Raw genomic sequence first — 23,543 nt, 5'->3', positions numbered from 1 at the left:
TCCATCGCCGCAGCATGCACACCTTACTTCGTCTTTTTCGGCCGCCCGGTCTTGATGGCGGGCACGGCGTCGAGCGCGGCGAGCAGGGCAGCGTCGTTGAGCGTGGTGAGCACGGCGATACCTGCTCGCAGCAATTCGCTTTTTTTCGCCGGGCGAGCGAGCTTGACCAGACGATCCTTGAGCGCGCCGAGCGCCTCGTATTCGGCGCGGGGAATGGTGAAGCTGTCGCGTACCAGCTTGATCTTGGGCGGCTTGACCTCTGCGGCAGGCGCTGCGGAAACAGGGCGGGGAGTTTTTGCCGCCGAGGTCTTGCGCGCAGGCGATTTGGCGGCTGCGGCTTTCACCGCAGCCTTGACCGGAACGGCGGACTTGGTGGTCTTGCGCGGCGCGGGTGCGGCGGTGCGCGCCGGGGCGGTTGCGGCGCTGGTCTTTTTGGTGGCGGGGCCGGGTTTGGCGACTGGCATGTCTTACTCCTCGAAAGAATGAGATAAACAGTTTATACCGTATTTTCATTTTTGCGAATCTGCAACGCACAGCCTTCCCTCTTCACGAATGCACATGTCACACTCAAACCCTCTCGCTCTCGCCCTGCTCTGCACCATCGCCTGCGCCTCGGCTGCCCAGGCGGCAGCCGCGCAAACCGCCGTGCTCCCCAGCGGCCGCCTGCTCACGCCCGTCGGGCAACTGGCGCAGACACCCAACTTTCCGACGCAACTCGCCATCAGCGCGGGCCGCGTGGCCGTGCTCGCCAGCGGCGCCAGCAAGCTGCAAGGCATCCAGATGGTTTCCGCCGACGATCTGCAGGCGCAAGGCGGCGTGCTGACGCTGTTTGCCAAAGACAAAAGACACGCCGCGCCCGGCGCCACCGTGGCGCAGGGCAAGCAAGGCAAGGGCGGCGCGCAGCATGACGAAAGCGTGATCCACGACCAAAGCCTGTTCCAGGGCCTGGCATCCGGGCCAGACGGCACGCTCTACGCCACCGGCGGCAACAGCGACGATCTGCTCGCTCTCGGCGCTTCCGCCGGTGGAACGCTGCAAGTGCTGCGCCGCTATCCCCTGACCTGGCAGCCCTTTCCGCGCACGCAGTATCCCTACCAGTACGCCGGCGACTGGCAGCAGACCCGGCACTTCTACCCCGACAGCGTGGTCATCGGCCCGAGCGGGCGGCATGCCTATGTCGCGGGCATGCTGGCCAACAGTCTGGCACGCATCGACTTGCACACCGGCGCGACCGACTACCTGAACGTGGGCAGTTATCCCTTCGCCGTCACCCTGGCCGACGACGCCAGGCGGCTGGTGGTGAGCAACTGGGGCGGCAACGGCGTCACGGTCATCGATCGCGCAGCCTGGAGGGTGCTCGCCGCCGTGCCCACCGGCCCGGTACTCGGCCCCGGCAGCGGCGCGGCAGGCGCGCACCCCACCGCGCTGGCCGCACAGCCGGGCACGCCGCTGGTGTGGGTGGCCGACGCCAACCTCGACCGCATCGTCGCGGTGGATACGCACACCCTCAAGGCCATGCGCGTGATCGACGACAACCCCTACCCCGGCGCGCCTCCCGGCTCCTACCCCGACGCGCTGGCCGTGTCGCAGGGCAGGCTGTTCGTCGCCAACGCCGGCAATGACGATGTCGCGGTGTACGACCTCGCCACCGGACGGCGCATCGCCCTCATCCCCACCGCCTGGTATCCCACCGCGCTGGCGGTGCAAGGCGATTCCCTGTTCGTCGCCAGCGCCAAAGGCATGGGCAGCGGGCCGAACCTCCATCACCAGTGGGTCGGCAACAGTATGAAGGGCGTGCTGCAACGCATCGACCTGCGCGAACTGCCCACGCACGCCGCAGCGTGGACGCAAGCCGCTCTGTCGAACAATGGTTTCAGCGTGGCGCAGCGTCGGCAACTGGCCGCGGAAAACGCCCAGGCCGCACATTGGCTGCGCCGCCACATCCGTCACGTCGTGTTCATCCTGCGCGAGAACAAGACCTTCGATGAAGACCTCGGCCGGTACGCCGCGGCAGGCCATTGGGCCGACCCCGCGCTCGATCTCTACGGCCCGCGCGAACTGCCCAACCTCTATCGCATGGCCGACCGGGGCGCGCTGTTCGTCGACTTCTACGCCGATGGCGAAGTGACCTCACAGGGCCACCAATGGACCACCGCGGGTTCCGATTCCGACTTCGTGCAGCGCACCTGGCCGCTGTATTACTCCGACCGCGGCTTCGTCGCCAACTCGGGCTGGACGCAGTCGCTCGCCCCCGGCGCCAGCGGCGCGCGCAACCCCTACGCGATCTACCAAAACCTCTCGGCGCTTGGGCACTGGAGCAATCCGTGGATCACCTATCCGGCGCGGCTGTTCCTGTTCAACGATCTGCTGGCGCACCGGGTGAGTTTCGAAGACTTCGGCGAGTTTGCCTCGCGCAGCAAGATCGGCGACATTTCCCCCGCGCTGCGCAGCCATCTGGCGGTGGATTACCCGGCCTGGGATCGCCTGATCCTCGACACCGACCGCGCCCAGGTGGTGGACGACTGGCTGCGCCATCACCCCTTGCCGCGCGTGCTCTACATCTGGCTGCCCGACGACCACACCGCAGGCCGTCACCCCTGCCTACCCAGCCCGGACAGCTATGTGGCCAACAACGATCTGGCGACCGCGCAGGTCATTCACAGCCTTTCCAAACTGCCCGGCTGGAAGCACACCCTGGTGCTGCTGACCGAGGACGACGCCCAGTCCGGCGCCGACCATATCGACGCCCACCGCACCTTCGCGGTGGCCGCCGGGCCGTGGGTCAAGCCCGGCGTGCTGGTCACGCAGCATCTCTCGCAGGTCGATCTGCTGCGCACCATCGAGGCCGTGGCCGACATTCCGCCGATGTCGCAGTGGGACGCGGGCGCGCACGTGCTCTCGGGCATCTGGCGCGACCAGCCCGACGCTGCCCCCTTCCCCGTGCTGCCGCTGCAAGCGAGCATGCAGCGCAACCCCGGCGTGTGCGCTGCCGACTCCTCGTTCAAGGACTGGCCCATCGCCCGCCCGCCCGGGGCCAGCCCGTCAGCGCAGAAGACAGTAGCCGCCACGCACAGCTACACCCCCACGGCCCTGCTCAAGGTCTCCGGCCCCGAGCAAATGCGGCAGGAGTGGCTGGCCAGCAAGGGCGCTGCCGCCTACGCCGAGATGCTCGCGCATGTGCAGACCCTGGCCCGCGCGCAGCACCGTCCGGCGTCCAGTCTGATCGCCGGTCAGGACGGCGACTGATCCTGCCCCCTCCAACCCGGCGCCTGATGTCGCGCGAAACAAACGTCACCAAAATTTCACGACTGTTTCAAATCCTTTTCACGGGCGTTTCCAAGAATGTCAGGCTTGTGTTCATCACAAGCCATCGAACCCCATTCCTGGAGACCCTGCCGTGCCCACCCCCGTCATCACCTCACGTTTTCGTCCCCGCCACATCGCCCTCGCCGCCGCGCTGGTTTGCACCCCGACCGCCTGGGCGCAGACCCCAACAGAACTCGGCGAAGTCAGCGCCCAGGGCCAAGCCGCCGGCGCCACGGGCAGCAATGGCCTGTTCCTCTCCGCGCCCGCGGGCACTGTCGATTCCATCCCGCAAAAGCAGCTCGACAACGTGCAGTTGTTCAACCCCGAGGCCACGCAGTCGCAAACCGAAATCACCGCGGGTCAGTATCAGTCGATGGACCCAACCGAGTCGTTCACCAGCTCCCTCAAGGTGCTGCCCAATGTGGTCGTGACCAGCGACGGCGACAGCATGAACGGTGACGACGTTTACATCAACGGTTTCGCGAAAAACCTCATCAACTGGACGCTCGACGGCATACCGCTCAACGACAACGACAGCTACGCCTTCTACACCAACGAGTTCATCCCCACGCGGCTGATCTCGGGCACGCGCTACTTTCCAGGCGCCGCATCGGCAGCCATTCCGGGACTTGCGGCCTTTGGCGGCTCGGTCGAGACCTACTCGCTCAACCCCGGCCCGACCCCTTCGGTCAGCCTGATGGGGGGCGCGGGTTCCTGGGGCAAATACCGCTACGGTCTGCTCGCCAACTCGGGGCTGATCGGCGCCAACACCGGCGCGCCGACAGCCCTGTGGTTCTATGCCAACAAAAACCACACCGATGGCTATTACGACAACACCCCCAGCGACCAGAAGCAGTACCTGTTCAAGAGCGTCACGCAACTCGGCCCCGGCGCGCTGACCCTGTTCTACACGCAGAACAACCAGAAGTTCAACTACTACGGCGGCTGCACCGCGGCCAACCAGGCCAAGTTCGGCGACACCTGCAATGTCTACTCATCCAGTCCGATCGTCAACGGCAAGCCCAATGGCCTCTACAGCGGCTACAACTACAACCAGTACCAGAATTGGCTGACCTACGCCAAGTATGAGGCGACGTTCGGCAAGACCACGGTCTCCAACCAGATTTATTACTACCGCGGCAACGGCTACAGCGGCGGCGCCTACACCAACTCGACCTACAACCTGCTCCAGCCGACTGGGGTTTACGGCAAGGTCAGCGCCCCCAGCGGCGGGCTGTTCCTGTCGCACTCGATCAACTCCACCCGCCGCATCGGCAATATTTTCCGCCTGGCCACGCCGATCACCGATGCCCTGGGGCTGGAGGCCGGTCTGTGGCTGAACAAGAACGACACCACCCACGACCAGCAATTCGTCAGCAGCACCACCGGGCAGTATCTCGGCTCGGTCTATCTGGAGCCGGTGTCGACCAAGCTCTATGAGCCCTATGTCAACCTGACCTTCAAGCCCACTCCCCGGCTGACCCTGCAAGGCGGGGTGAAGTATCTGCACGTCAGCCGCGACTTCGTCAACGACGCGGCGCTGGCGCAGGGCAAGCCCGGCAAGTTCAGCAACGACTTTTCCACCACCATGCCGTCATTGGGGGTCAACTACCTAGTCGCCAAGGGCATCAACGTCTACGCCAACGTCACCAAGAACACCAATCCGCCACAGTACAACCAGTACTACACCGGCACCTACAACCCCGACCTCGCGCCGCAGAAAGCCACGACTTATGACGCTGGCGTGGTCTACGACTTCGGCATGTGGAGCGGTGCGCTGGATCTCTTCCGCGTCAACTTCGACGATTACATTCAGAGCTTCCAATACACCCCGCCCGGCTCGACCGGGTCCATCTCCATGCTGGCCAACGTCGGCAAGGCGGTCAACGAAGGCCTGGCCTGGCAGAACAACTTCATCCTGAACAACAACTGGTCGGCCTACGTCAACCTGGGTCTGCTCAACGCGCAATTCACCTCGGCCAAGGTGCCCATGCCGTATGCGCCGCACTCCACCGTGGCCACCGGCGTGACCTACAAGACCGGCCCGTGGCGCGCCAAGTTCGGCGTGCGCCACACCAGCGAGGCTTACTGGACCGATTTCAAATCGCCCATCGATGCGCACACCACCGCCGATGCCTCGCTGCGCTACACCTGGAAAGCCGGCGACACCGCGCGCGGTCTGGGCCTGAAAAAGGTCAGCGTCAGCCTGAACGTGAACAATCTGTTCGACGAGCAGCACGTCTACAAATACAAGACCGGCTTCCCGTTCAGCGCCAAGGACCCCGGCCTGTACATCAGCCGGCCGCGCAGTTGGTATCTCGGCCTGGAGGCGACTTTCTGATGGGCGCCGCACCGAAGACTGAGCTGATTGCGCCGACCCGGCGCGCCTTTCTGCGCGGCGGTCTGGCCACCTCCGCGCTGCTGGCTACCGGGCAGTGGGGCTTTCCATCAGCCTGGGCGCAGCCCGCCGACCCCGGCACGCTGTTTGCCGGGCCGATGCAGGGCTATCTGGCGGCGCGCTCCGCCGTCGTCTGGCTGCAGACCCCCGGCGCGGCCGAGGTCGCGCTGGAATACGCGCCGGAGGATCGCCCCGACGACAAGAAGCGCACCGCCGTGCGGCGCACCGATGCATCAGGGCAGTTCTGCGCGCATCTGGTGATGGACGACCTCGCCCCCGGAACGCGCTACCGCACAGTCGCGCTGGTCAACGGCAAGGCGGCGGCGGATCGCGCCATCGTGGTTCGCACCCAGCCGATCTGGCTGTTTCGCGGCCCGCCGCCAGACGTGACCGTCCTCACCGGTTCCTGCGCCTATGTGAACGATCCCGCTTTCGACCGCCCCGGCAAGCCCTACGGCGGCGGCTACGACATCTACGGCCCGATGACGCAGGAGCGCGCCGACCTGATGGTCTGGCTCGGCGACAACCTGTATTACCGCGAAGTCGATTGCCAGAGCCCGCAGGGCATGGCGCTGCGCTACCGCCAGCAGCGCGGTTTCGCTCCTCTCGATGCGTTTTTGCGCTCCACCCCGCAGGTGGCGATCTGGGACGACCATGACTACGGCCCGAACGACAGCGATGCGAGTTTCGAGTTCAAGAACGCCTCGCTCGACCTGTTCAAGACCTACTGGGCCAACCCGACCTACGGCGTGGGCGACGTCGCCGGGGTGTTCACCAAGACCAGCCTCGCCGATGCCGATATTTTTCTGCTCGACGACCGCTGGTGGCGCAGCGCCGACGCCACCAGCCCGGGCGAGCGCGGCAAGGTGATGTTCGGCCCGGCGCAGATGCGCTGGCTGAAGAATGCCCTGTTGCATTCGCGCGCGCGGTTCAAGATCGTCGCCGCCGGAGGCCAGTTGTTCAACGACGACGATGCCTACGAGGGCTGGAACCAGTTCCCGCTGGAGCGCGCCGATTTCATGGGCTGGCTGCAGCAATACCGCATCCCCGGGCTGGTGTTTCTCAGCGGCGACCGCCACATCAGCGAACTGATCCGCTATCCGCGACCCATCTATGGCGGCAAGCGCGACTATCCGCTGTGCGAATTCACCTGTTCACCGCTGAATTCGGGCCCGGCCAAGGGCGACGGCGACCCCAACCGCGTGGCCGGCACCCTGGTGACCGAGCGCAATTACGGCGTGCTCAAACTCAGTGGCGAAGGCAAGAATCGCACCCTGGCGCTGATGACCAAGAGCGTTGATGGCAAGGTGCTGTGGTCGCACACCCTGGGCCTGGCCGATCTGGGCTGGGACTGAACCCGATTCACCACGACGCCTCACGCTCCGGCGTGGCGCTGATGTGGTGAATCGACAGGTCGGCGCCGTTGAACTCTTCTTCGGCGTCGAGGCGGATGCCCAGCGCCTTTTTCAACACGCCATAGACCACGAATCCCCCGACCAGCGCCACGGCGATGCCCAGCAGCGTGCCGACGATCTGCGAAGCCAGCGACACCCCGCCCAGACCGCCGAGCGCCTTCATGCCGAAGAGGCCCGCCGCAATCCCGCCCCAGGTGCCGCACAGTCCATGCAGCGGCCAGACGCCGAGCACGTCGTCGATCCTCCAGCGGTTTTGCGTCAGGGTGAACATCCAGACGAACAGCGCCCCGGCCACCGCGCCGACGACCAGCGCGCCCAGCGGGTGCATCACATCCGATCCCGCGCACACCGCCACCAGCCCGGCCAGCGGCCCGTTGTGCAAAAAGCCGGGATCGTTCCTGCCTGCGGCCAGCGCCGCCAGCGTGCCGCCCACCATCGCCATCAGCGAGTTCACCGCGACCAGGCCGCTGATGTGGTCGAGCCTCTGCGCGCTCATCACATTGAAGCCGAACCAGCCGACGATCAATATCCACGAACCCAGCGCCAGAAAGGGAATCGACGACGGTGGATGCGCCGACATCTGTCCGTTGGCGTGGTAGCGCCCGCGCCGGGCGCCGAGCAGCAGCACGGCGGGAAGCGCGATCCAGCCGCCCATCGCATGCACCACCACCGACCCGGCAAAGTCATGAAACGGCGCGCCGAAAGCGGATTGCAGCCACGCCTGGACCCCCAGATTACCGTTCCACATCAGCCCCTCGAAAAACGGGTAAACGAAGGCGACGAGGGTGAAGGTGGCGATGAGTTGCGGCCAAAATTTGGCGCGCTCGGCGATGCCGCCCGAAATGATCGCCGGTATCGCCGCGGCAAAGGTCAGTAAAAAGAAGAATCGGGTGAGTTCGTAGCCGTGTTCACGGGTGAGCACGTCGTCGCCCACGAGAAAATGATGACCGTAGGCGATGCCATAGCCGATCAGAAAGTAGGCGATTGCCGAGATGGAAAAATCGGTGATGATTTTCGACAGCGCATTGACCTGATTCTTCCTGCGCACCGTGCCCAATTCGAGAAAGGCAAACCCGGCGTGCATGGCGAGCACCAAAATGGCGCCCAGGAGGATGAACAGCACATTGCCGCTGGAGGCATCTTGCACCATAGGAGTTCCCGATAAAGATCAAATGCACAAAAATAGCAAGCTTCGTGCCCGAAAATTGCGCAAATCGCCTTCATGCTGCTCACAATTCATCACAAGGTGTGCGTTCATGGTGCGCAGTGAAATGCTAGCCGCTCCAAAATAATGCAGTGCGCACCATATTGGGGCTCTCTGGTCAGAGCTGCCGCTTGCATAGAATGGCCCTGCCCTTTTCCATGTCGAGAGAGAGTCCATGCCCTTCAAAGTCAAACCCTATGTGTCCGAAGTGACCCGCTTCATCCAGGACCTGAAGCAAAGCGATCCTCAACTCGAAGTCAAGCAAAAGCAGGGCCGCGCGCTGCTTTGGGACAGGCCACAGAATCCCGAATTGGCCAAGGCCTTCGATGAAGCCCGCGTGCCGCAAAAGGCCTATGTCTACGGCAGCCATTGAGACTGCCGACCGGATCTTTGGCCTGGTCTTTGGCTAAGTCTGGCCGCGCTGACGCATGACTGCCGGTTCCGTCGAAACCAGCCTGCTGTCCCCCGCGGTCGACAGCACGCCCGCCACGGTCGATGGCATGGCGGTCGCGCGGCTGTATGGCGAGCCGCTGTTCGAGCTGCCGCAAGACCTCTACATCCCGCCCGACGCACTGGAGGTTTTTCTCGAAGCGTTCGAAGGGCCGATGGATCTGCTGCTCTACCTCATCCGCAAGCAGAACTTCAACATCCTCGACATTCCGCTGGCGCAGGTCACGGCCCAGTATCTGAGCTATGTCGAGCAGATCCGGCAGCACAACCTGGAGCTGGCCGCCGAATATCTGCTGATGGCGGCCATGCTCATCGAGATCAAGTCGCGCATGTTGCTGCCGCGCCCGCCCGCTGAACCCGGCGCCGAACCCGAAGACCCGCGCGCCGAACTCGTGCGTCGGCTTCTGGAATATGAGCGCTACAAACTCGCCGCACAGCAACTCGACGCCCTGCCCGTGCTCGGCCGCGACTTCTGGCGGGCGCAGGTACTGTTCGACCGCGACGCCGCGCCGCGTCTGCCCGATGTGACTGCCGAGGATCTGCAGCAGGCCTGGAGCGACATCCTCAAACGCGCCAAGCTGCATACGCACCACAAGATCACCCGCGAACAGCTCTCGGTGCGCGACTACATGAGCCGCGTGCTGCGCCAGTTGCAAGGCGCGCGCTTCCTCGAATTTCACGATCTGTTCGATCCCGCGCAGGGCGTGCCCGTCGCCGTGGTCACGCTGGTGGCGCTGCTCGAACTCACGCGCGAGGCGCTGGTCGAGATCACGCAGGCCGAGGCCTTCGCTCCGCTCTACGTGAGGCTGGCCTACACACCGAGTTGATCCACAGATTCGAACGCTCGTTCGCATGGACGGTCCTCGCGCGGGCATAATGCGCCGGTTTCCACGCGAGCTTTGCCATGTCTGCCGAACCCTCTTCCCCTTACGGCGCGCCGCCCCACAGCGAGAGCGCTCTGCGCAAACCGCTGACGTTGCACCGCCTGCGCGCCATGCGTGAAGCGGGCGAAAAAATCGCCATGCTCACCGCCTATGACGCCGCCAGCGCCAGCCTGCTCGATGCCGCCGGGGTCGATTGCCTGCTGGTGGGCGACTCGCTGGGCATGGTGATGCAGGGCCACGCCTCCACCCTGCCCGTCACCCTGGAGCAGATGGTCTATCACACGCAATGTGTGGCCCGCGGCAACCGCAGCGCCTGGCTCATCGCCGATCTGCCCTTCGGCAGCTACCAGGGCAGCACCCAGCAGGCCGTGGCCAGCAGCGTGGCATTGATGCAGGCCGGCGCGCAGATGGTCAAGCTCGAAGGCGGCGGCTGGACTGCGCCCCTCATCGCCGCGCTGGCGGATCGCGGCATCCCGGTGTGCGCCCACCTCGGCCTCACACCGCAGAGCGTGCACGCGCTGGGTGGCTACCGCATCCAGGGCCGCGATGCGCAATCGGCCGACACCCTGCGCCGCCATGCGGCCGAGGTCGGCGCCGCTGGAGCGGCCCTGCTGGTGCTCGAACTCGTGCCCTCCGATCTGGCGGCGCAGATCAGCGCGGACTATCCCGGTATCACCATCGGCATCGGCGCAGGCGCGCGCACCCACGGCCAGGTGCTTGTGCTGCACGACATGCTCGACATCACCCGCGGCCCCAAGCCGCGCTTCGTGCGCAACTTCATGCAGGGCGCGCCCAGCCTGCTCGATGCCGTGAGCAGCTATGTGCAGGCGGTCAAGACCGGCGCGTTTCCCGACGAGGCCGTCCACGGCTACACCGCCTGACCTCTGCGGCAATCCCCATGCAGACCGTCCATACCCTCTCCGACCTGCGCGCTGCGCTGCGCCAGCACCCAGACTGGGTGCTGGTGCCGACGATGGGCAATCTCCACGCCGGGCATCTGGGGCTGATCGCCCGCGCCCGGCAAGAGAATGTCCCGGTGGTGGCGAGCATTTTCGTCAACCGCCTGCAGTTCGGCCCCAACGAAGACTTCGACCGCTATCCGCGCACCCTGCCGCGCGACGCGGCGCTGCTGGCCGAGGCCGGCTGCGACCTGCTGTTCGCCCCGGACGAAGCCGAGATGTACCCGCAGCCGCAGACCTTCCGCGTCCTGCCCGACCCGGCGCTGGCGGGCATACTCGACGGCGCCGCCCGCCCCGGCCACTTCGAGGGCGTGTGCACCGTGGTGATGAAGTTGTTCCAGATGGTGCGGCCGCGCCACGCCGTGTTCGGCAAGAAGGACTATCAGCAACTGCTCATCGTCGGTCGCATGGTCGAGCAGTTCGCTCTGCCCATCGACATCATCGGCCTGGACACGGTGCGTGCCGAAGACGGCCTGGCGCTGTCTTCGCGCAACGGTTATCTCACCTCCGAAGAGCGCGCGCAGGCGCCGCAGCTCCAAGCCGCGCTGCGCGCCCTGGCCATGGATGCCCGCAGCGCCACCGCACCCGAGCAGATTCTCAAGCTCGAACGACAGGCCATGTCCCGCCTCGACCAACTCGGCTGGGCGCCCGACTACCTCACCCTGCGCCGCCGCGTCGATCTGCAGCCGCCCACGGCGCAAGACCTGCACCGGGGCACGCCCTGCGTGGCGCTGGGCGCAGCGCGTCTGGGCCGCACCCGGCTGATCGACAACCTGGAGTGCTGAAAAGGGATAAATCCTCATGCATCAAAGCGACGTGCTGATTCTCGGCGCCGGCCTGGCCGGCCTATCCACCGCGCTGCATCTGGCCGAGCGCTTCGATGTCACCGTGCTGGTCAAGCGCACGCTCGACGTCTCGTCCAGCCAATGGGCACAGGGCGGCATTGCCGCGGTGCTGGCCGAGGGCGACAGTTTCGATGAGCATGTGCACGACACCCTGGTGGCCGGCGCCATGCTCAACGACCTGCCCGCCACCCGCTTTGTCATCGAGCACGGGCCCGACGCCATCGCCTGGCTGCGCGAACAGGGCGTGCCGTTCGACACCGAGCATGGCGCGCTGCATCTCACCCGCGAAGGCGGACACAGCCAGCGCCGCATCGCGCACGTGGTCGACGCCACCGGCGCGGCCATCCAGACCACCCTGCTCGCCCGCGCCCGTGCGCATCCGCGCATCACCCTGCTGGAGAACCACGTCGCCGTCGATCTCATCACCGAGCGTCATGTGGGTGACGGCAAGGCCGACCGCCGCTGCTGGGGCGCCTACGCGCTCGACACGGCACGGGGGCGGGTGGAAACCTTCGCTAGCTCACACACCGTGCTCGCCACCGGTGGCGCCGGCAAGGTGTACCGCTACACCACCAACCCCGACACCGCCAGCGGCGACGGCTTGGCGATGGCCTGGCGCGCGGGCTGCCGCGTGGCGAATATGGAGTTCATCCAGTTCCACCCCACCTGCCTTTATCACCCCAAGGCCAAGAGCTTCCTCATCAGCGAAGCGGTGCGCGGTGAAGGCGGCAAGCTGCTGCTGCCCGACGGCACACGCTTCATGCCCGCGCACGACCCCCGCGCCGAACTCGCCCCGCGCGACGTGGTCGCCCGTGCCATCGACTTCGAGATGAAAAAACACGGGCTGGACTGCGTCTATCTCGACATCACCCACCAGGGCGAAGCCTTCATCCGCCAGCACTTCCCCACCATCCACGCCCGGCTGCTGGAGCTGGGCATCGACATGGCGCGCGAGCCCATTCCGGTGGTGCCCGCAGTGCACTTCACCTGCGGCGGCGTGCTCACCGACCTGGCGGGCCGCACCGACCTGCCCGGCCTCTACGCCGCGGGCGAAGTGGCCTACACCGGACTGCACGGCGCCAACCGGCTGGCGAGCAACTCGCTGCTGGAATGCGCCGTGTTCGGCAAGGCCGCAGCGCAGGCCATACTCGACGCCGATCAGCCCGCGCTGCCGGCCCCACGGCGTTGGGATGAAAGCCGCGTGAGCGACGCCGACGAACTCGTGGTCATCAGCCACAACTGGGACGAGCTGCGCCGCCTGATGTGGAATTATGTGGGCATCGTGCGCACCGACAAGCGGCTGGAGCGCGCCGCCCACCGCATCGCCCTGCTGCAGGCCGAGGTGGACGAGTTCTACGCCAACTTCCGCGTCACCCGCGACCTGCTGGAGCTGCGCAACCTGCTGCAGGTCGCCGCCCTCATCGTGCGCTCAGCCCAATTGCGCCACGAAAGCCGCGGCCTGCATTACAGCCTCGATTGGCCCCAGACCGCCGCGCCCGCCGCGCCCACCATCCTCGTGCCCTGAACCCGCCATGCCCTCCCCGCACGCCGTTCCAGAGCTCGCCCTCGTCAGCGCCTTGCTGCGCAACGCCGCACGCGGCGAAATCCTGCCGCGCGCGCAATCGCCCGATCCGCGCCTGAAAGCCGACGGCACCTGGATCACCGACGCCGATCTGTCCATGCAGACCCGCGTGCAGCGCGAACTCGCCGCCCTCTGGCCGCACATTCCCCTGTTGGGCGAAGAGATGACGCCCGAGGTGCAACAACGCCTCATGGCCCAGGAAGCCGCCGCACCGCAAGGCCCCGGCCTCTGGGTGCTCGACCCGCTCGACGGCACCAGCAACTTCTCCGCCGGCCTGCCGATATTCGGCCCCTCGCTGGCGTGGATACAAGGCGGCAAAGTGCGCCTGGGCGTGGTGGTCGATGTGATGCGCGACGAAGTGTTCAGCGCCGCCCTGGGCGCCGGCGCGTTGCTCAACGGCCAGACACTGCGCGTCCCCGCCTCCACCCCGCCGCTGGCCAAGACCATCGCCTGCATCGACTTCAAGCGCCTGCCCGCGCCGCTGGCCGCGCAACTGGCGGTGCATCCGCCCTACGCCTCGCAACGCTCCATCGGCTCGGTCGCGCTCGACTGGTGCTGGGTCGCCGCAGGCCGCTTCCACCTCTACCTGCACGGCAGCCAGGGCCTGTGGGACTACGCCGCAGGCAGCCTCATCCTCAGCGAGGCGGGTGGCCATGGCCAGACCTTGGCAGGCGAAGCCGTGTTCAACAACACCCTGGAAAAACGCTCGGCAGTCTGCGCGGGCGATGCGGGGTTGTTTGCGCAGTGGGTGCGGTGGCTGGCTGCGCACGAAGCTGCACCTCGTTGAACTCGCCAGAAACCACACACGATACTTGCAATAATGCTCGGCCGTGCGAGAAAAGCCATTGCCGGGTTTGGCCGCGATTTATTCGTTTGCAGAACTGCGGAAAGCCAGAACAAACCGTTGTCGTGATTGACATTTTTTGCGGATGGCATGGGCAAAATATCCCGCAACGCCCAGCTTATCCGGCATAATCTGCGGGATATATTGCGTTAGATTTCACTACATCGTCTGCATCAAGGGGAGAGGTAGCTATGGGAGAGTTCGCTTATACAACTGTGCCGGGGAAGATTAAGCCTCTTCTAGAGAAAATCCGGCACGTCGGTGTGCCCCCCAAAGCCACAGTGCAGTGGTTAAAGACCATCGGCTTCACGTCAAGCAACGACGCTTCATTGCTTGGTGTGCTTAAAGCGGTTGCGCTAGTTGACGCCACCGGTGTGCCTACAAGTGCATGGACAAGTTACAGGGGAGCCCACCATAAGAAGGTGCTCGGCGACGCAGTTCGCCAAGGTTACGCTGAGCTATTCGCTGTCTACCCTGACGCATGGCAGAGATCAACAACTGACTTGGAGCACGTATTTAGCACTAGCTCCAGTGCAGGGAAGCAGGTGATTGCGAAAACAGTCAGCACCTTCAAGGCTGTCTGTGAACTTGCCGAGTTCGGCGCGCCAGATGAGCAACCCTCTCCAACTGTTCATACCGGCCCTATGCATTCACCGGTCGCTGCTACGCCTAGCGCTCATGCTGTGGCACCCCCAAATGGGTGCAAAGTCCCATCTGTTCACATTGACATTCAGATTCATATCTCACCGGAAGCAACGACAGATCAGATCGACCAGATATTTAAAAGCATGTCGAAGCATCTCTACGGCTCGCAGGGAGCCTAATGTCCTCTTCAGCGCGGAATACATTCAGTGCCGCCAAGGCCATAGATCTGGATGTCCGCCGAGAGCTTGGTCCGCCGGACGAAGGCTTGCTGGCTGCTACGCAGCAAGTCCTGCCGCGCTCGCTCTGCCGAGGAACACGGGGATACATCGAAAAGGTGGTAAATCAGGCTAATGGTTGCTACGAGAAAGGATGGTACGACGCCTGCGCGGTGATGGTTCGCCGCCTGATAGAGACGCTTATCATCGAAGCATTTGAGAAACACGGACTATCATATAAGATTAAAAATGTAGATGGCGACTTTTTGTACCTGCGCGACCTCATTAGGTGTTGTTTGTCGGAGTCCACTTGGAATCTTTCTCGGAACTGCAAGCAGGCGCTCCCTAGGCTCAAGGATATCGGCGACAAATCAGCCCATAGCCGCCGGTATGTAGCCCAACGCGGGGATGTGGACCCACTCCTGAGCGATATCCGGCTCGTCGTGCAAGAGCTAGTTTACTTGGCGGGTCTAAAGTGAAATCTAACCATTGCATGCAGCCGACGTATTTGCCTTCTCTTCGCTGCGGCGAATCCGCAGCTGATGCTTGGCGTTAGCCCTCTTATGACATCCGCCACCATCAAACTTTTTCTCCCGCACGGCGACGCAAAGCGGTTGCGCGTTGGTGAAGTCTCGAACTGGACGGACAAGGCCCTGGCTGCTCCGAGAACGGAACTCGATGACCTGCTTCTCCGTGAAGAAGCAGAGAGTGCAGGAATCTACTTCCTCTTCGGCTCCGACCCAGAGAGTGGAGATGCATTGACCTACATAGGCGAAGCCGAAGTAATCCGCGACCGATTGAAACAGCAACCGAACGGGGTCAAACAAGCGAACGGGGTCAGGTCTAGCTTCATAGCATCCGCGCAATGACTCACCCGATCTTCACCGCCCCAGCGCCGCACCGAAGACTTTGCCCAGCAGCTTGCTGCCGGTGCCCACCGGGTCGGTGCGAATGGCTTTTTCCTGTTCGCCGATGGCCTGATACAGCCGGTTGAGCGCTTCGTGCGTGACGTACTGCTGGATGTTGGCCTGATCTGCCTTGACGAGGCCGAACTGCGCAGCCTGTCCGGCGAAGCGGTTGTAGGTCTGCGCCAGGCCGACCTTGTCGGTGGCCTGAGTGACGATGGGCAGGAATTTCTGCGTCAGGGGCGCTTCGGTCTTGCGTTTGAAGTAATCGGTCGCGGCTTCGTTGCCGCCGGTGAGAATGCCCTTGGCGTCTTGCAGCGTCATGCTTTTCACCGCCCCGACCAGCAAGGTCTTGGCCTGCGGCACAGCGGCTTCGGCGGCGCGGTTGATGGCCAGTTCGAGTTGGTCGGCCTGCGCGCCCAGGCCGGCCATGCGCATCAGGCTGCTGGCTTTTTCGAGGGCGGGCGGTAAGGGAATGCGCCATTTGGCGTTGCCGTAAAAGCCGTTTTCGCGGCCAAGTTCCTTCACCGCGATGTCGGCCCCGCGGGTGAGCGCGGTCTTCAAGGCCTGATCGACTTCGCCGTTGCTCAAGTCCGCGACTGCGGCATTCACCGCGCCCGAGGACGCCGCGCCGCCTTGCCCAGTGGAATTCGCGGCTGAGTTCGGTTGCGGGGCCTGCTGCGCGGGGGTCTGCGCAGCGTTCAGCGCGCCGCTGAGTTGGTTGCTCAGGTTGTCGAGATCGAAAGCCAAGGCGGGAAGCGGCATGGCGGTAGCCAGCACGGCGGCCAGAACAAGCGGACGAGTTTTCATCAGAGCATCCTTCAGGGGTTCAACGTTGCGGATCGGGCGTGGCGCGCAGCACTTCGTCTAGCGTGGTCACGCCTTCGGCCACCTTGATCGCTCCGGCCAGCCGCAACGGTCGCATGCCATCCTTGAGCGCCTGCGCGCGCAGCGGGCCCAGTTCGGGGCTGCGCACCAGCAGCGCCTTGAGCGCCTCGCTGCAACTGAGCAATTCGTACAGGCCGACGCGGCCGAGATAGCCGGTGTTGCGGCATTCCACGCAGCCCACGGGTTTGTAGGGGCGCACTTCGGACTGCGTTTTCCACGGCGCCACGGCGGCGCGAAAGGCCTCTTGATCGAAGGCATCGTCGGGCTGTTTGCAATGCGGGCAGAGGGTGCGCACCAGACGCTGCGCGAGCACGCCCAGCAGGGTGGCGCTGGCGAGGTAGGACGGCACGCCGAGTTCGAGCAGGCGGGTGATGCTCGATGGCGCGTCGTTGGTGTGCAGGGTGGAGAGCACCAGATGGCCGGTGAGCGCAGCCTGCACGGCCATGTCGGCGGTCTCGCGGTCGCGGATTTCGCCGACCATGATGATGTCGGGATCTTGCCGCATCAGCGCGCGCAGCCCTTCGGCGAAACTGAGGTCGATGGCGGGCTGCACCTGCATCTGGTTGAACGCGGGCTCGACCATCTCGATCGGGTCTTCCACGGTGCAGACGTTCACCTCCTCGGTGGCCAGGCGCTTGAGGGTGGAATACAGCGTGGTGGTCTTGCCGCTGCCGGTGGGCCCGGTGACGAGCAGGATGCCATTGGGGTGGCCCGTGAGCCGCTGCCACTCGCGCATCTCGTGCAGCGGAAAGCCGAGCGCGGGCATGTCGCGCACCACTACGTCGGGGTCGAAGATGCGCATCACCAGCTTTTCACCGAATGCCGTGGGCATGGTGGCCAGGCGCAGTTCCACTTCGTCGCCCGAAGGTCGGCGCGTCTTGATGCGGCCATCCTGCGGACGACGCTTTTCCACCACGTCCATGCGGCCGAGCAACTTCACCCGGCTGGTCATCGCGCCCATGACCGAACCGGGCACCTGATAGACGGTATGCAGCACGCCGTCGATGCGAAAGCGGATCACCCCCATGTCGCGCCGCGGCTCCAGGTGGATGTCGGAGGCACGCTGCTCGAAGGCGTATTGCCACAGCCAGTCGACCACCTGCACCACGCCGGCGTCGTTGGCGTCGAGCGCGCGGCCGCTGCGGCCCAGCTCCACCAGTTGCTCGAACTGGTTGACCCCGCCGGTGCTGCCGTTTTTCTGCGCATGCCTGACCGAGCGTGCGAGGTTGAAGAACTCCACCGTGTAGCGGCTGATGTCGGCCGGGCTGGCGACCACCAGTTCGATGGGTCGGCGCAGCATGCGCTCCATCTCGGGCACCCAGCCACGGTCGAAAGGCTCGCAGGTGGCAATGGTCACGCCGTCAGGCCCGGCCGCCACGGGCAGGATGCGGTGGCGCTCGGCGTAGCTGGTCGACATGAGGTCGCCGATCTTGCTGATCTCGACCTTCAGCGGATCGACACGCAGATACGGCAACCCGGCCCGCTGTGCCAGCCATTCGGTCAGCACATCCAGATCGAGGGTGCGACCATCGCTCAGCCGCTTGAGCCCGGCCAGCGCCACGCGCTGCAGCGCGTGCAGCTTGCCGCTGGCGTGGGCGCAGCGCTCCCAGCCGTAGCGTCCAGACGCCGCGTCGATCAGCCCGTCGGCCTCCAGCCATTGCAGCAGTTCACGCCAATCGAGCCGACCTTGCGCCGCAGGCGGCGCGCCCGGCGCGTTGCGCGGCTTGGGCGGGGAGGAGGGGTCGGCGGAGCGGGTGGGCATGCGGGGAGCGTCCATGGCGCCGAGTGTAGGACAGCCCCTTGCGAAACCGAGTCAACGTGGCGGATGCAGGCGCCTGAGCAAACGCGCCCAGCGCCGCGCGGGCAGGCCGCCGGTGCGCTGCGCCACCGCGTCGGCGCGTTCGAGCAATTGTGCGCGCGTGGGCAGCGGCGCCTGCGTGGCGTCGCGCAGGGCGATGGCAATGAGGTTGCCGTCGCGGTTGGGCGGCAGTTGCCACACGCTGTCTCCCGGCTGATCGAACGCCGCGACGATGCGCTGCAGATTGCGCTCGAGCACGCGCACATGCCCCGGCCCGCTGAACAGATTGACCACCATCGCGCCCTGCTCGGCGAGCAGTTGGCGGCAATCGGCATAGAACTCGGCAGACTCCAGCGCGGGGGCCGCGGCTTGCTCGTCGTACATATCCACATGCAAGACCGCCGCACTGCCCGCATGCGCCGGATCGGCCGCATACGCTCCCGCATCCGCACACAACACCTGCAGCTTGCCGCCCGGCTCGGGCAGCGCGAACCAGCGATGCGCGGCCAGAATGACGCCGGGATTCAATTCCACCGCCACGCACGGCATCCGCAGCCGCTTGAGCATGAACTTGGTGATCGCCGCCGCGCCCAGGCCGAGCTGCACCGCCGATCCGCCGCGCCTGGCCTTGTCGGGCAGCAGCAGCATCCACGCCATCATGCGCTGCACATATTCCAGTTCGAGATCGTTGGGACGCGCGATGCGCATGCTGCCCTGGATCCAGGGCGTGCCCAGATGCAGATGACGCACGCCATCTTCTTCGGAAAGCGTGGGTTCGGGAAAGGAGGGTTTACGAGCCATATCAAATGAGATTTGCGGCGATGAAAGCCTCGCGCCACGCGGCGCGCTTGCGCTCCAGGCTCCAGCTCGCATGGGCCGGGCTGGTGGACGGCAGACGGCGCACCTCGGCGCCGAGGCTGCGGGTAATGCGCATGGCGCGGGCGGCTTCGCCACCGTTGTGCGCAATGACTTGCAGCAAGGGCAGGCGCGCCACGAGAGCGGGCAAATCGTTGGGCAAGGCTTCGGTAATGGCGCTGTCCAGACTGCCCTCGCGGCGGCAGTGGGCATACACATCCCAGATGCCCAACCCGCGCTCGCACACCGCCTCGATACGCTGGGCGTAGGGCTGGCGCATCAGATCCAGTCCGAACAGATCGCCCACGATGCGCCAGAACTGGTTGCGCGGGTGCGCGTAATACTGCTGCGCCCGCAAGGAAGCAATGCTGGGAAAGCTGCCCAGCACCAGCAGGCGACAATCGCCCCTCACTGCGGGCGGCAGTCCCTGCAGCATCGGCGCCGACAGCGCAAGAGGAGCAAGGGCGGAACCGGAAGAACGAGCCATGCCGTCATTGTCGCCGCTGCCGCCATACGCCTGCCTATAATCGCCTGCTTTGTCGCACCGCGGGTGTAGTTCAATGGCAGAACGGCAGCTTCCCAAGCTGCATACGAGGGTTCGATTCCCTTCACCCGCTCCAGAATTCTTTCCGCAGTCTTCCACATCTGTTCACAATCTCCTAAGAAATCAACAATTTAGAGGTTTTTTTCTTCAGCATCTGTCCGCAGCCTTCCGCATTCTTCCGGCCTCGGTCTAGGGTATCCTCGCAGGGTATTTCGCTAACCCACCAAACCGATACCCCCATACTCTCCGACACGAAGATTCGCACGCTCAAGCCCAAGGACAAACCCTACCGCCTCTACGACGAACGCGGCCTATACATGCAGGTCTCCACGTCCGGCGCTCGGCTGTGGCGCTTCAAATACAAATTCGACGACAAGGAAAAGCTGCTGGCCCTGGGCCAGTACCCCGACGTACCCCTGTCGCTGGCCCGGGAGCGACGCGACGAGGCCCGGCAGTTGCTGGCTCGCGGCATCGATCCGTCCGCCCAGAAAAAGACCCTCAAGAGCGCGAGCGAAGGCACCTTCGAAGCAGTCTTCCAAGAATGGTGGCAGAGCCGACTGGAAGCCGTCAGCCCCAGCACATCGGCGCAGATCAGGCAACGGGCGCAAACCTACGTCTTGCCCTACATCGGCCAGCGCCCCATCGCGGAACTCAAGGCAGCGGACATTCTCGCCGTGGCTCGCAGAACCGAAGCACGCGGCCTGATTGAGACCACCCATAGCGCCGTGCAGTTGATCGGCCAGGTCATGCGCTACGCCGTCGCCACAGGCCGCGCCGAGATCGACCCCAGCCTTCGCTGCGCGGCGCGCTCAAACCCGTAAAGGTTCGCCATCGCGCGGCCATCCTCGACAAAACCGTGCTGGCGGCCTTCCTGCGCGCGGTGGATGCCTACCCCGCCTCGCCCATCGTTCGCGCCGCCCTACAGCTTCAGGTGCTGCTGTTCCTGCGTCCGGGGGAGTTGCGACAGTTGCAGTGGGAGCATCTGGACACGGCCCGCGCCATGCTGAAAGTGCCGGGCGAGATCATGAAGATGAAAGAGGCGCACCTGGTGCCGCTGGCGCGGCAAAGCCTGCGCATCATCGAAGACCTGCAGCCCCTCACCGGCTGCAGCCGCTACATCCTGCCCTCGCCCCGCGCCATCGGCGGCGCGTCCGACCGACCCATGAGCGAGAACGGCGTGCTGGTGGCCCTGCGCGCGATGGGCTACGACAAGGAGACCGTCACCGGCCACGGCTTTCGCGCCACGGCGCGCACCTTTCTGGACGAAGAGTTGCGCATCCGGCCCGAAGTCATCGAGGCGCAGCTTGCCCACGCGGTGCGCGACCCACAGGGCCGGGCCTACAACCGCACCAAGCACATCGAGGAACGCACGGAGATGATGCAGACTTGGGCGGACTGGCTGGATGGGGTGAAGGCTTCGGCGCAGCCGTAAGTAAACGAAGAGGCCACTTGAATGCTCCCTTACAAAGAGGATCGACACTGGGCGCCATGGTGATTTCACATGGCAACCGTCGTCATGCGCGGTCTAGGTGTAGTCCTGTGGCGCACCATCGGCGAAAACTTCTCCCCTTTGCCGACCTGCCTCACAACACAGCGTAGCTCGCCCCATCAGGCCGAACGCCCCGGCGCTGCATGTCCTTCTCTTGCCTGCCCAGCGAAATGCAGCCACCCGAGCTCATAGGGCAGCACTTCGATCTGCCGTTCGTCGAGCACCATGCCCTCAGGCAGGCGTTCCAGCAGGCGCAGCACCAGAGCGCTGTCGCCCAGGCGCAAGCGAACCGCCACGCGCCTGACCTCCACGGGACGCGCGAGCAGTCGTGTCAGCAGCGCAGCGCTGGCGGCATGACCGACGGCCGAGACCACCTCCTGCCCATGAAGGCGCTTGCGCGCCGTCTGCAGACTCAGCGGCCCGGAAAAACGCCAGTCGCCATAGCCGGTCAGCACGGGAGAATTGAACAGGTAGATCATGGCTTGCAGGAAAGTAGAAATTAGGAGAGAAACGAAATCTGATGCCGGGGCGAATCGCCTACGTGTATCGGCAGTCAGACAGCCAGACCGACGACGCAGCAACGGCGCAAACCGTGACCTACTTCGCCTCCTTCAGAAGCCAAAGCCGTTTGTCGGTGAAGGTGCAGACGACACCGGCCTTGTTGAACTGCACCGGACGATTGGTGTCGCAATAGGTGGCGATGACGATCAAGGGCAGTTGTTCATTGCCCCATCCATCGGGTGAAAAAAAGGCCAGTTCGCCCGACTTGCATTTTTTCGCTTGCGCATCGGTGCTGAAAACGCACATCCTGGATTGATCAGTTCCGGCTTGCGCGCCGCCGCAGGCGCTGAGCAGCAGCGGGGCGAGCAAGGCCAGAGACAAGGTGACACGCCGCCAAACTGGCGATGCGATTCGGGTCATGGCATTTCCTCAAAAAAAGAACAAGGGATAGGCGAGTTGGACGCTGGCGATCAAAAAGCCTTCGACTGGCTCTGCGCCTGCTGCTTCTGGCGCGCGGCCTCGTCGGCTCTCATCTGCGCGTGCATCTTGCGATCGTTGGCGACATCCGTAAGGTCGAGGTAGGTGGTGGTGTCTGGCCAGCCGCGGGTGACGAGCACCTGCATGCCCTGCGGTTGGCGCCACTTGGCCGTCACGCCGCCAAGTCCGTAATTGCCTGACAGCGAGGTGGGGCGCCCGTACTTGACCTGCACCATGTCGATGACGCGCTTGACCAGCCCCGTGTCCATGAACGCCGGGAAGGTGTACTCGGCGGATGCGAAGGTGTTGTCGTCTTCGGTGTAGCACACGGTGAGCTGGGTCGCACCCTTGAGCTTGCCGCTGACGTCGTACTGGTCGCAGAAGTAGTTGTTGTCCACGCGGGTCGGGGTAAGCCCCGCCTTGAGCAAGGCCGCGCGCAAGGTGTCGCGGCTCGCTCCTTTGAGCGGCGCGCCAAACAGGCTCAGCGGCGCCTGGGCGCGAGCGCTGTGCACCGCAAAGGCGGTGACGATGGCCAGCACGGCGGCGATGACGAAAGGACGGAAGGCGAAAGAGGTTTTCATATAAAGCTCCCTGAGTTATCAAAGTGATATGGAGTGAATTGTCTGGGCGTAAAAGTCGTTTTATTCCGTTCGCAATCTTGCAGGCCAGCGGCGCCGTAATTACCCAACGTCTCGGTGTTTGCTGCGCCCCATGCGTTGATCGCGCAGGCGGTTGCGATGCGGCTGGGTGCATCGGCGCTTGCCGTACAGATGCGGCGGCAGGCCCACAAGGCGCACCCAGGCGCTGCGCTTGTTCTGAACCGCTTGTTCTTTGGTATATCGAGTGGGCTGGGTCATGGCGTGCTTGTCGAAAAAAAGAAAAACAAGCCTGAATTCTTAGCCGCGCACTGGGCAGCGCAGACTCATGCAAACTTGCACTGCGTCGCCAGCGCGGTTCAACCGTTTTTGAACACCGTGTTGACCCCTTTGGGCTTGTCCACACACCAGAACACCCGACGCATGCCGCGCGTCACGCCCACATAGGCCAGCCGCGCCGCCTCGTCCTGGCAGGCCTGGTCATAGCTCTGCGAAAAAATCCCGGCCCGGGCATAGACGGCATTGCGCAAATCATGCTGCGCCTCATACACGCAGTCGCCGCACAGCACGGCCACCTCGCCCTGCAGTCCTTTGGCGCCATGAAAGGTGTGAAACGTGTCCCGGCCCCGATTTTTCTGGACACGAATTTGGGGTTCAATCGTGTCTGAAGAAGGAGTCGTGAAATGCTGAATGAGTCGAAGGTGGGAGGGGTTGCGCCGGGCTCGCTGGAAGGAGCGCGTAGC

24 protein-coding genes and 1 tRNA gene are annotated in these 23,543 nt (G+C 64.6%); 14 read left to right on the top strand and 11 right to left on the bottom strand.

The features are described 5' to 3' along the window. Positions 1 to 23: 23 nt before the first annotated feature. A complete protein-coding gene (locus RBR52_RS00125) occupies positions 24 to 464 on the bottom strand; it encodes a hypothetical protein (RefSeq protein WP_320375145.1) in 441 nt (146 codons plus the stop codon). A gap of 94 nt (positions 465 to 558) precedes the next feature. Here RBR52_RS00125 and RBR52_RS00120 point away from each other — a divergent pair, with 94 nt between their 5' ends. The 3 genes from RBR52_RS00120 to RBR52_RS00110 all read left to right on the top strand — a co-directional run bounded on the left by RBR52_RS00120 (position 559) and on the right by RBR52_RS00110 (position 7,059). After that, positions 559 to 3,246 carry a bifunctional YncE family protein/alkaline phosphatase family protein gene (locus tag RBR52_RS00120; RefSeq protein WP_320375144.1) on the top strand — a complete coding sequence of 896 codons (2,688 nt, stop codon included), beginning with the start codon at positions 559 to 561 and terminating at the stop codon, positions 3,244 to 3,246. Positions 3,247 to 3,397: 151 nt separating this feature from the next. Next, positions 3,398 to 5,647, top strand: coding sequence for a TonB-dependent receptor (locus RBR52_RS00115; protein WP_320375143.1), 2,250 nt, complete (start codon positions 3,398 to 3,400; stop codon positions 5,645 to 5,647). After that, the gene (locus tag RBR52_RS00110) at positions 5,647 to 7,059 is read left to right on the top strand and encodes an alkaline phosphatase D family protein (protein ID WP_320375142.1); all 1,413 of its coding nucleotides are present in this window, start codon (positions 5,647 to 5,649) and stop codon (positions 7,057 to 7,059) included. Before RBR52_RS00115 ends, RBR52_RS00110 begins: the two co-directional genes overlap by 1 nt. Before the next feature lie 7 nt (positions 7,060 to 7,066). Here the strand turns inward: RBR52_RS00110 and RBR52_RS00105 are convergent, their stop codons facing one another. Further along, positions 7,067 to 8,269 (bottom strand): ammonium transporter, encoded by a 1,203-nt coding sequence (locus RBR52_RS00105; protein WP_320375141.1) that lies wholly within the window; start codon positions 8,267 to 8,269, stop codon positions 7,067 to 7,069. Positions 8,270 to 8,498: 229 nt separating this feature from the next. Between RBR52_RS00105 and RBR52_RS00100 the strand changes: the two genes are divergently transcribed. The 8 genes from RBR52_RS00100 (at position 8,499) to RBR52_RS00065 (ending at position 15,616) form a co-directional block, all read left to right on the top strand. Then, positions 8,499 to 8,696 (top strand): DUF3460 family protein, encoded by a 198-nt coding sequence (locus tag RBR52_RS00100; RefSeq protein WP_320375140.1) that lies wholly within the window; start codon positions 8,499 to 8,501, stop codon positions 8,694 to 8,696. Between the two features lie 55 nt (positions 8,697 to 8,751). Then, entirely contained in the window at positions 8,752 to 9,600 is an 849-nt protein-coding gene (locus RBR52_RS00095) for a ScpA family protein (RefSeq protein WP_320375139.1), read from the top strand. Between the two features lie 77 nt (positions 9,601 to 9,677). Further along, positions 9,678 to 10,538: a 3-methyl-2-oxobutanoate hydroxymethyltransferase gene (gene panB / locus RBR52_RS00090; protein WP_320375138.1), complete on the top strand. Its 861-nt coding sequence runs from the start codon at positions 9,678 to 9,680 to the stop codon at positions 10,536 to 10,538. Positions 10,539 to 10,555: 17 nt separating this feature from the next. Continuing rightward, positions 10,556 to 11,401: a pantoate--beta-alanine ligase gene (panC, locus tag RBR52_RS00085; protein WP_320375137.1), complete on the top strand. Its 846-nt coding sequence runs from the start codon at positions 10,556 to 10,558 to the stop codon at positions 11,399 to 11,401. Between the two features lie 16 nt (positions 11,402 to 11,417). Continuing rightward, positions 11,418 to 12,986, top strand: coding sequence for an L-aspartate oxidase (nadB, locus tag RBR52_RS00080; RefSeq protein WP_320375136.1), 1,569 nt, complete (start codon positions 11,418 to 11,420; stop codon positions 12,984 to 12,986). Between the two features lie 7 nt (positions 12,987 to 12,993). After that, the gene (locus tag RBR52_RS00075; protein ID WP_320375135.1) at positions 12,994 to 13,830 is read left to right on the top strand and encodes an inositol monophosphatase family protein; all 837 of its coding nucleotides are present in this window, start codon (positions 12,994 to 12,996) and stop codon (positions 13,828 to 13,830) included. 248 nt (positions 13,831 to 14,078) lie between these two features. Further along, positions 14,079 to 14,711: a DUF5343 domain-containing protein gene (locus RBR52_RS00070; RefSeq protein ID WP_320375134.1), complete on the top strand. Its 633-nt coding sequence runs from the start codon at positions 14,079 to 14,081 to the stop codon at positions 14,709 to 14,711. A 599-nt stretch (positions 14,712 to 15,310) separates the two neighbouring features. Then, the gene (locus RBR52_RS00065; RefSeq protein WP_320375133.1) at positions 15,311 to 15,616 is read left to right on the top strand and encodes a hypothetical protein; all 306 of its coding nucleotides are present in this window, start codon (positions 15,311 to 15,313) and stop codon (positions 15,614 to 15,616) included. A gap of 12 nt (positions 15,617 to 15,628) precedes the next feature. On the opposite strand, the gene RBR52_RS00060 is transcribed toward RBR52_RS00065, so the two are convergent. From RBR52_RS00060 to RBR52_RS00045, 4 genes are read right to left on the bottom strand one after another with little or no spacing between them, the layout of a single operon-like run. Beyond that, positions 15,629 to 16,462 (bottom strand): DUF4197 domain-containing protein, encoded by an 834-nt coding sequence (locus RBR52_RS00060; RefSeq protein WP_320375132.1) that lies wholly within the window; start codon positions 16,460 to 16,462, stop codon positions 15,629 to 15,631. Between the two features lie 19 nt (positions 16,463 to 16,481). After that, on the bottom strand, positions 16,482 to 18,317 hold the full coding sequence (locus tag RBR52_RS00055) for a GspE/PulE family protein (RefSeq protein ID WP_320375131.1): 1,836 nt from the start codon (positions 18,315 to 18,317) through the stop codon (positions 16,482 to 16,484). A 36-nt stretch (positions 18,318 to 18,353) separates the two neighbouring features. Beyond that, entirely contained in the window at positions 18,354 to 19,139 is a 786-nt protein-coding gene (locus RBR52_RS00050; protein WP_320375130.1) for a spermidine synthase, read from the bottom strand. A gap of 1 nt (position 19,140) precedes the next feature. Then, positions 19,141 to 19,680, bottom strand: a complete 540-nt coding sequence (locus tag RBR52_RS00045; RefSeq protein WP_320375129.1) for a DNA-deoxyinosine glycosylase — start codon at positions 19,678 to 19,680, stop codon at positions 19,141 to 19,143. Between the two features lie 59 nt (positions 19,681 to 19,739). On the opposite strand from RBR52_RS00045, the gene RBR52_RS00040 reads away from it, so the two are divergent. The 3 genes from RBR52_RS00040 to RBR52_RS00030 all read left to right on the top strand — a co-directional run bounded on the left by RBR52_RS00040 (position 19,740) and on the right by RBR52_RS00030 (position 21,169). Continuing rightward, positions 19,740 to 19,813, top strand: a tRNA-Gly gene (locus tag RBR52_RS00040). A 46-nt stretch (positions 19,814 to 19,859) separates the two neighbouring features. Beyond that, the gene (locus RBR52_RS00035; RefSeq protein ID WP_320375426.1) at positions 19,860 to 20,558 is read left to right on the top strand and encodes a tyrosine-type recombinase/integrase; all 699 of its coding nucleotides are present in this window, start codon (positions 19,860 to 19,862) and stop codon (positions 20,556 to 20,558) included. 35 nt (positions 20,559 to 20,593) lie between these two features. Then, positions 20,594 to 21,169 (top strand): site-specific integrase, encoded by a 576-nt coding sequence (locus RBR52_RS00030; protein ID WP_320375128.1) that lies wholly within the window; start codon positions 20,594 to 20,596, stop codon positions 21,167 to 21,169. Positions 21,170 to 21,345: 176 nt separating this feature from the next. Here RBR52_RS00030 and RBR52_RS00025 read toward each other — a convergent pair whose 3' ends face one another. From RBR52_RS00025 to RBR52_RS00005, 5 genes are all read right to left on the bottom strand, one after another. Continuing rightward, positions 21,346 to 21,705, bottom strand: a complete 360-nt coding sequence (locus tag RBR52_RS00025) for an STIV orfB116 family protein (RefSeq protein WP_320375127.1) — start codon at positions 21,703 to 21,705, stop codon at positions 21,346 to 21,348. 118 nt (positions 21,706 to 21,823) lie between these two features. After that, positions 21,824 to 22,147, bottom strand: coding sequence for a hypothetical protein (locus RBR52_RS00020; protein WP_320375126.1), 324 nt, complete (start codon positions 22,145 to 22,147; stop codon positions 21,824 to 21,826). 50 nt (positions 22,148 to 22,197) lie between these two features. Beyond that, positions 22,198 to 22,785 carry a hypothetical protein gene (locus RBR52_RS00015; RefSeq protein WP_320375125.1) on the bottom strand — a complete coding sequence of 196 codons (588 nt, stop codon included), beginning with the start codon at positions 22,783 to 22,785 and terminating at the stop codon, positions 22,198 to 22,200. Positions 22,786 to 22,884: 99 nt separating this feature from the next. After that, positions 22,885 to 23,061 (bottom strand): hypothetical protein, encoded by a 177-nt coding sequence (locus RBR52_RS00010; RefSeq protein WP_320375124.1) that lies wholly within the window; start codon positions 23,059 to 23,061, stop codon positions 22,885 to 22,887. Positions 23,062 to 23,159: 98 nt separating this feature from the next. Continuing rightward, entirely contained in the window at positions 23,160 to 23,375 is a 216-nt protein-coding gene (locus tag RBR52_RS00005) for a hypothetical protein (protein ID WP_320375123.1), read from the bottom strand. Between the last annotated feature and the right edge of the window lie 168 nt (positions 23,376 to 23,543).

The sequence above is a fragment of the Thiomonas sp. genome (assembly GCF_034007205.1).
GTDB lineage: Bacteria > Pseudomonadota > Gammaproteobacteria > Burkholderiales > Burkholderiaceae_C > Thiomonas.
This window is presented reverse-complemented; position numbering and strand designations above follow the sequence as displayed.

What these genes read in the sequence shown, in the direction of transcription:
- RBR52_RS00060 (WP_320375132.1), bottom strand. Translation starts at nt 16,462, where the DNA reads ATGAAAACTCGTCCGCTTGTTCTGGCCGCCGTGCTGGCTACCGCCATG.
- RBR52_RS00010 (WP_320375124.1), bottom strand. Translation starts at nt 23,061, where the DNA reads ATGACCCAGCCCACTCGATATACCAAAGAACAAGCGGTTCAGAACAAG.
- RBR52_RS00075 (WP_320375135.1), top strand. Translation starts at nt 12,994, where the DNA reads ATGCCCTCCCCGCACGCCGTTCCAGAGCTCGCCCTCGTCAGCGCCTTG.
- RBR52_RS00105 (WP_320375141.1), bottom strand. Translation starts at nt 8,269, where the DNA reads ATGGTGCAAGATGCCTCCAGCGGCAATGTGCTGTTCATCCTCCTGGGC.
- RBR52_RS00120 (WP_320375144.1), top strand. Translation starts at nt 559, where the DNA reads ATGTCACACTCAAACCCTCTCGCTCTCGCCCTGCTCTGCACCATCGCC.
- RBR52_RS00020 (WP_320375126.1), bottom strand. Translation starts at nt 22,147, where the DNA reads ATGACCCGAATCGCATCGCCAGTTTGGCGGCGTGTCACCTTGTCTCTG.
- RBR52_RS00065 (WP_320375133.1), top strand. Translation starts at nt 15,311, where the DNA reads ATGACATCCGCCACCATCAAACTTTTTCTCCCGCACGGCGACGCAAAG.
- RBR52_RS00095 (WP_320375139.1), top strand. Translation starts at nt 8,752, where the DNA reads ATGACTGCCGGTTCCGTCGAAACCAGCCTGCTGTCCCCCGCGGTCGAC.
- RBR52_RS00045 (WP_320375129.1), bottom strand. Translation starts at nt 19,680, where the DNA reads ATGGCTCGTTCTTCCGGTTCCGCCCTTGCTCCTCTTGCGCTGTCGGCG.
- RBR52_RS00025 (WP_320375127.1), bottom strand. Translation starts at nt 21,705, where the DNA reads ATGATCTACCTGTTCAATTCTCCCGTGCTGACCGGCTATGGCGACTGG.
- nadB (WP_320375136.1), top strand. Translation starts at nt 11,418, where the DNA reads ATGCATCAAAGCGACGTGCTGATTCTCGGCGCCGGCCTGGCCGGCCTA.
- RBR52_RS00015 (WP_320375125.1), bottom strand. Translation starts at nt 22,785, where the DNA reads ATGAAAACCTCTTTCGCCTTCCGTCCTTTCGTCATCGCCGCCGTGCTG.
- RBR52_RS00050 (WP_320375130.1), bottom strand. Translation starts at nt 19,139, where the DNA reads ATGGCTCGTAAACCCTCCTTTCCCGAACCCACGCTTTCCGAAGAAGAT.
- RBR52_RS00110 (WP_320375142.1), top strand. Translation starts at nt 5,647, where the DNA reads ATGGGCGCCGCACCGAAGACTGAGCTGATTGCGCCGACCCGGCGCGCC.
- RBR52_RS00055 (WP_320375131.1), bottom strand. Translation starts at nt 18,317, where the DNA reads ATGGACGCTCCCCGCATGCCCACCCGCTCCGCCGACCCCTCCTCCCCG.
- panB (WP_320375138.1), top strand. Translation starts at nt 9,678, where the DNA reads ATGTCTGCCGAACCCTCTTCCCCTTACGGCGCGCCGCCCCACAGCGAG.
- RBR52_RS00100 (WP_320375140.1), top strand. Translation starts at nt 8,499, where the DNA reads ATGCCCTTCAAAGTCAAACCCTATGTGTCCGAAGTGACCCGCTTCATC.
- RBR52_RS00070 (WP_320375134.1), top strand. Translation starts at nt 14,079, where the DNA reads ATGGGAGAGTTCGCTTATACAACTGTGCCGGGGAAGATTAAGCCTCTT.
- panC (WP_320375137.1), top strand. Translation starts at nt 10,556, where the DNA reads ATGCAGACCGTCCATACCCTCTCCGACCTGCGCGCTGCGCTGCGCCAG.
- RBR52_RS00125 (WP_320375145.1), bottom strand. Translation starts at nt 464, where the DNA reads ATGCCAGTCGCCAAACCCGGCCCCGCCACCAAAAAGACCAGCGCCGCA.